The sequence below is a fragment of the Arthrobacter sp. NPDC056691 genome, assembly GCF_042791415.1.
Classification (GTDB): Bacteria; Actinomycetota; Actinomycetes; order Actinomycetales; family Micrococcaceae; genus Arthrobacter.
This window is the reverse complement of sequence record NZ_JBHTXX010000030.1, coordinates 21,327-27,326: the sequence shown is the minus strand read 5'-3', so window position 1 is coordinate 27,326 and position 6,000 is coordinate 21,327. Positions and strand designations below refer to the sequence as shown.

Sequence of the window (6,000 nt, the reverse complement as noted above, 5' to 3'; positions counted from 1 at the left end):
CCACCAAATTGCCCCGGCCAACCCGGTCCGCGCCACCCCGCAGGGCCGGCGCGCACCGGCGGCACCCTCCAACGTCGAAAACCATGTGCTACCGAACCGGCCCCGGACCCGTAACGCTGCCGGGCGCCGTCGTTCTTTAAGCAGTGTTTACGATTCCCAGACGATCTCGTCGTCGACCACGCCGTCCTCGTCCGCGGAGGCCACCAGGACCTCGTCGGTGAAGTGCTCGCCCAGGGTGAAGTCCAGGACAAAATAGCGTTCGGGCTGGCCGGGGTAGATCCCCACATGGCCCAGTTTCAGGGCCTTCAGGAACACCGCATTGGTGAGCTGGCTCTTCTCCTTCACACCGAAGATTTTCTGCAGGTGCTCGTCCTTGATGGCGTTGCAGTGGAAGCGCAGATATTCCTGCGGGCTGGTGCCTTCCTGCTCCAGCTCCTCGGCAATCATTTCCCTGACCTCGTCCACGAGTTCGGGGAGGTACCGGAGGCGGTAGTCCACTTTGTGCATGGCCGCTTCATCGAAGTGGTCATGGGCGTTGATGTTCAGGTCCAGCTCAAGGCGTTGACCGGCCAGCTCGTGCTCCGCGGCAACGTTATGGTCCCTGCCGTGGTTCAGCTCGATTACTCCGAAGTGCTGGCTCGCTACCTTGGTGGTCATATCTTCAACATAGACCCGAAAAGCAGAGCATTCCAGCATCGGGGATCATTTATCTGGCTGCCCCAGACCGCCCATGGTTTCGGCCAGCAGGTCCACGAACAGCTGGACCCGGGCTGTCTTCTTGTCGTTGATGAGCAGCGCGAAGACGTTGCGGGCCAGCCGGATTTCGGGGACGTCCAGCACCACGACGCCGGCCGGCCGATGCAGCAGGGCAAGCTCCGGCACCAGTGCCGCCCCCAGCCCGGCGGCGGCCATTTCAAGGCTGGCATGGAAGTCGTCGCTGTACGCCACCACCCGGGGGTGGAGATTGCAGCCCGCGAAGAGCCGCTCAATGACGGTGGCGTCGCTCGTGCCGGGATGGTGCATGATCCACGGCATGTCCGAAAGATGGTCGGCCGCCACCTTCGCATCGGTTCGGAATCCCCAGCCGGACGGAAGGACCACGCGGAAATTGTCGTCACCGATCCACTGCCGGTTGATGGTGTGCGGCCAGGCCAGCCCGGACTGTCCCACCTGGTACACGAGCGCCACATCGGTGTCTCCGCCGGTTCGCAACCCCTGGATGGTCTGGGCGGGTTCGGCCACGGAAACTTTCAGTTCGATGCCCAGCCCTTTCCATGCGGGACTCCGCAGGATCCGCGGCAGGACATAGGTTGCGAGGCTCGGGAAGATGCCCAGCCGCAGCTCCTGGCTGGTGGTGTCCTGTGTCCTGGAAGCCGCAGCCATCAGCGCCTCGATGTCCGTAAGGACTTTGGCCGCGTGGCGCGCCATCACCACCGCCGCATCGGTGGGAACCACGCTCCGGGCGGAGCGCTGGAACAGGCGGACGCCCGTGTCACGCTCAAGGGCGGACATCTGCTGGGACACGGCTGAGGCGGTGTAGCCGAGCCGGCTCGCCGCAGCCGCGAAGGACCCCAGCCGCGTCACCTCCAGGAGCGTCTTCAAATGCACGGGGTTGACCACCAGCCAACCTTACTCTGGGTGCTTTGGGACGGGAAAAGAATCCGTACCCATCCGGCACGCCGAACTGCTCCGAATAGCCGTTGACTACCCAAATCAGCGGCAACTGTTCAGCAGAGGAGCGAAGATTGTCACCGAGCCCAACACGGAATGGAGACGAAAGGCGGCACGTTGCTGTTGTCGGCAGCGGGGTGGCGGGCCTGACGGCCGCGTACATCCTCAGCCGCCGGGACCACGTGACCCTTTTCGAGGCGGATTCCCGGCCGGGCGGACATGCCCACACGCACGACGTGCGGCAGGAGTCGGGGAGCCTGGCCGTGGACACCGGCTTCATTGTGCACAACAACCGCACCTACCCGAACCTTATCCGGCTGTTCGGCGAGCTCGGCGTGGAGACGCAGGATTCGGACATGACCATGAGCATCCGCTGCGACGGCTGTGGCCTGGAGTACGCCGGCGCCAAGGGTGCTTCGGGTGTCTTTGCCAGGCCGGCCAACCTTGCGCGGCCGCGGTTCCTGCTGATGCTTGCCGAGATCCTGCGGTTCTGGCGGAAGGCGCGGGCGCTGCTGGCCAACGGGGCCTCCCGTCCCGGGGCACGGGAGGAAACGCTGGGCGAGTTCCTCGAACGCGAACGATTCAGCAGCTACTTCACCTCGCATTTCATGGCCCCGGTTGTCAGCGCTGTCTGGTCCTGCGACCCCACCACCGCCCTGGCCTACCCCGCCCGGTACCTTTTCACCTTCCTCGAACATCACGGCATGCTCGGCATTAAGGGCTCGCCACAGTGGAAGACGGTGACGGGCGGATCGCGGCGCTATGTTGATCGTGTGGTCGAAGGCCTCCAAGATGTCCGCCTCTCCAGCCCTGTGCTGGCTGTGCGGCGGATCCCGACCGGAGTGGAGGTTACGACGGCGTCCGGAACCGAGCACTTCGACGCTGCGGTTATCGCCGCCCACCCCCGCGAGGCACTCGCCATGATGGCTGAACCGGTCCCCGCGGAGGTTCAGGTTCTGGGGCACATCCCGTATTCCGTCAACCACATCAAGTTCCACCGCGATCCCGCGGTCCTGCCCCGCAGCCGCGCCGCCCGCGCCTCCTGGAACTACCGGCTGCCGTCCTGCGCTGCACGTCCCGGCCAGGTGCTGGTCAGCTACGACCTCACCCGGCTGCAGCGTCTCACCCCCGACGACGGCGGCAGCTACATCGTGAGCCTCGGTGAATCGGACCTGATTGAGCCGGACTCAGTGCTGCAGGACCTCGTCTACGAGCACCCGCAGTACACGCCTGAATCCGTGGCCGCCCAGGAACGCCTGGGGGAGCTGGGCGACCACCGGCTGGCTTTCGCGGGCGCGTACCACGGCTGGGGGTTCCACGAGGACGGCGCCGCCGCCGGTGTGCGGGCGGCCGCGCAGCTGGGCCGCGAGTGGGAGGATCCCTTCGTCCGGGTGCCGGACGCATCGGCCACGGACCCGGTTGCGTCCGGTGCCGGGCAGTCTTCGGAGCTGGTGCCATGAGCGCGGCCATCTACCGGACCCGCATCCGCCATGTGCGGCAGGATCCGCTGAAGAACGCCTTCAGCTACCGCAGTTACAGCTGGTACGTGGACCTCGATGACCTGCCACAACTGCCTTGGTGGCTGCGGCCACTCGCCGGATTCCACGCGAAGGACCACTTGGGGGATCCCGCGGCCAGCATCCGCGAGAACGTGGACCGCTTCCTCGCCGTGAGCGGCGAAAAGCCCGACGGCGGCAGGGTCACCATGCTGGCCAACGCCAGGGTGCTGGGCCACGTCTTCAACCCCATCAGCATCTTCTGGTGCCACGGCAGCGACGGCGGGCTGCGTGCTGTGATCGCCGAGGTCCACAACACCTACGGCGAACGGCACTGCTACCTCCTGCATCCGGACGGCGCCGGCCGCGCGCGCACCGGTAAGGAGTTCTTTGTCTCCCCGTTCAACGACGTGGACGGCAGCTATCGGATGAGCCTGCCCGAACCGGCGGGCAAACTCGCCGTGGCCGTGGTGCTGGAGCGCGCCGGACGGAAGCCCTTTACCGCCACCATGACCGGCGACCGGCGGCCCGCCACAGCCCGCAGCATCCTGGCGGCGGCGGCCGCGGTGCCGCTGGCGCCGCTCCGCGTTGCCCTGCAGATCCACTGGCAGGGAATCAGACTCTGGGCCCGAGGCCTGCCCATCATCAACCGCCCCCACCACCCGCCACAGGAGGCCGTCTCGTGACTCTCACAGATCCGTCGTACACTGACCCCTCGTACAGTGACCCCGCGTACAGGGACCCCTCACACCGGGGAGGTTCGCCGGGCGAGGCCTTCCGGGTGCCGCCGGCACCGGCGGCCATCGACGCGGAGGTGTGGCCCGGCGTCGCCCGTCCGCCCGCGGGGATCAAGGCGCAGATGGCCGGCAAGGCCGCCGATTCGCTGTTCCGGGCGGCGGTCCGACGCCTGCCGCTGCGGGTGGAATACCCCGACGGGACGGTGTTGGGCACCGGCCATTCCGGCGGGCCGGTGATGACCATGCTGCGTCCGGATGACTTCGCCGTCCGGATCGGCGACAACGGGCTGATCGGGCTGGGGGAGTCCTTCATGGCGGGGGACTGGGAAGCGCCAGACCTTGCCGGCGTTCTGGAGGTCTTTGCCTCCTCGGTGGACACGCTCATCCCCGTGCCGCTGCAGAAACTCAGGAGCCTGTACCTGCCGCGTGCGCCCCGGCAGGAGCGCAACACCGAGCAGAACACGCGCGGCAACATCTCCCGGCACTACGACCTTTCCAACGAGCTGTTCGCCAACTTCCTGGACAGCACCATGAGCTACTCCTCGGCGCTGTTCCCGGCATCGGCGGGCCAGCTGACCGAGGTGGGCTGGGATGCCCTGGCCGCTGCGCAGCAGGCCAAGATCGACAGGCTGCTGGACAAGGCCGGCGTGGGGGAGGGCACCCGGCTGCTTGAGATCGGCACCGGCTGGGGCGAGCTGGCCCTGCGGGCCGCAGCCCGCGGCGCCACCGTGTACTCGGTCACCCTCTCCAGCGAGCAACAGGCGCTCGCGCAGCAGCGTATCGAGGAAGCCGGCTTCTCCGGGCAGGTCACCGTGGGACTGCAGGACTACCGCGCCGTGGAAGGCGAGTATGACGCCGTCGTTTCCGTGGAGATGATCGAAGCGGTGGGCTACGAATACTGGCCCGTCTACTTCCAGACCATCGACCGGGTGCTGGCGCCCGGCGGCAAGGTGGCCATCCAGGCCATCACCATGCCGCACGGGCGGATGCTCGCCACCCGCAACGCCTACACCTGGGTGCACAAGTACATATTCCCAGGCGGATTCCTGCCGTCGGTGCGGGCGATCGAAAGCGTCACGGAGCAGCACACCACCCTCCGGGTGCGTGAGCGCCGGGGGATGGGTGACCACTATGCTGCCACTCTGAGGCTTTGGGAGGAGCGGTTCCTGCAGCGTGCCGCGGAAGTGCGCGGGCTCGGGTTCGACGCGGTCTTCCAGCGGATGTGGCTGTTTTATCTTTGCTACTCGCGGGCCGGCTTCCAGTCCGGCTACCTGGATGTGCAGCAGATCGTCCTGGACCGCCGGGAGGCCCAGCTGTAGCAGCCTGTCCTGCCCGCCGGAAGGTGCAGCCCGAGTCCGGCGTTTGCTTAATCACAGTGGGGGTCCCGAAGCATGCTTCGGGACCCCCACTGTTGTGTTCCGGGCCACCCGAATCGTGCCGTCGGGGGTGCCGCGACACGCCGTCTGCGGCACGACACGCTGGCGTTTAAATGTGTCTAACTACTCCACAGGGTGTGGATTCCGTCCGCCAAAAACCCGGAAATCCGGACATTTTGCAGGCCCCGGCCTGTGGATTAAAGGTGCATTAAATGACATACTTGTAATACATCATCTTGGGGTCCCATCCGGGGCCGCGCACTACATGTAGTATCGACATACAGATTGAGCGGGAGACCGGCGCAGCCAGTACTGGACGGTAAGGTCCGGGCAGAGTCCACCGCTACATGCCGGAGATTTAAAGACAGAGACACCAGCAAGGTCTCAGAAGAGTGCAGCAGTAGTGACTTCAACAAAGGGGACAGGAACCATGACCGTTACGGTTTACACCAAGCCGGCCTGCGTACAGTGCAACGCTACCTACCGTGCGCTGGACAAGAAGGGCATTGCCTACCAGAGCGTGGACATCTCCCAGGACGCGGACGCCCTTGAGCGCCTGAAGTCGCTCGGCTACATGCAGGCACCGGTCGTCGTCACGGACCAGGACCACTGGTCCGGTTTCCGCCCGGACAAGATCGAAGAGCTGGCGCTCAGCGCGTCCGCTTCTGTGGCCTAAGGCTGCGCCCACGCCGTTTCCGGCAGAGAATTCCCAAGTAGATG

6 protein-coding genes are annotated in these 6,000 nt (G+C 66.0%); 4 read left to right on the top strand and 2 right to left on the bottom strand.

Translation table 11 applies throughout. The annotated features are described in order from the left end of the window. Positions 1-147: 147 nt before the first annotated feature. On the bottom strand, positions 148-657 hold the full coding sequence (locus tag ACFRAU_RS19955) for a DUF2004 domain-containing protein (protein ID WP_378001189.1): 510 nt from the start codon (positions 655-657) through the stop codon (positions 148-150). Between the two features lie 45 nt (positions 658-702). Next, positions 703-1,620, bottom strand: coding sequence for a LysR family transcriptional regulator (locus ACFRAU_RS19950; RefSeq protein WP_378001188.1), 918 nt, complete (start codon positions 1,618-1,620; stop codon positions 703-705). Between the two features lie 125 nt (positions 1,621-1,745). On the opposite strand from ACFRAU_RS19950, the gene ACFRAU_RS19945 reads away from it, so the two are divergent. From ACFRAU_RS19945 to nrdH, 4 genes are all read left to right on the top strand, one after another. Next, positions 1,746-3,131 carry an NAD(P)/FAD-dependent oxidoreductase gene (locus ACFRAU_RS19945; RefSeq protein ID WP_378001187.1) on the top strand — a complete coding sequence of 462 codons (1,386 nt, stop codon included), beginning with the start codon at positions 1,746-1,748 and terminating at the stop codon, positions 3,129-3,131. Further along, entirely contained in the window at positions 3,128-3,853 is a 726-nt protein-coding gene (locus ACFRAU_RS19940) for a DUF1365 domain-containing protein (RefSeq protein ID WP_378001186.1), read from the top strand. Before ACFRAU_RS19945 ends, ACFRAU_RS19940 begins: the two co-directional genes overlap by 4 nt. After that, the gene (locus ACFRAU_RS19935) at positions 3,850-5,223 is read left to right on the top strand and encodes a class I SAM-dependent methyltransferase (RefSeq protein WP_378001185.1); all 1,374 of its coding nucleotides are present in this window, start codon (positions 3,850-3,852) and stop codon (positions 5,221-5,223) included. Before ACFRAU_RS19940 ends, ACFRAU_RS19935 begins: the two co-directional genes overlap by 4 nt. Before the next feature lie 487 nt (positions 5,224-5,710). Beyond that, complete coding sequence (gene nrdH / locus ACFRAU_RS19930) at positions 5,711-5,956, top strand: glutaredoxin-like protein NrdH (RefSeq protein ID WP_076802586.1); 246 nt, start codon at positions 5,711-5,713, stop codon at positions 5,954-5,956. The last annotated feature ends 44 nt before the right edge of the window (positions 5,957-6,000 follow it).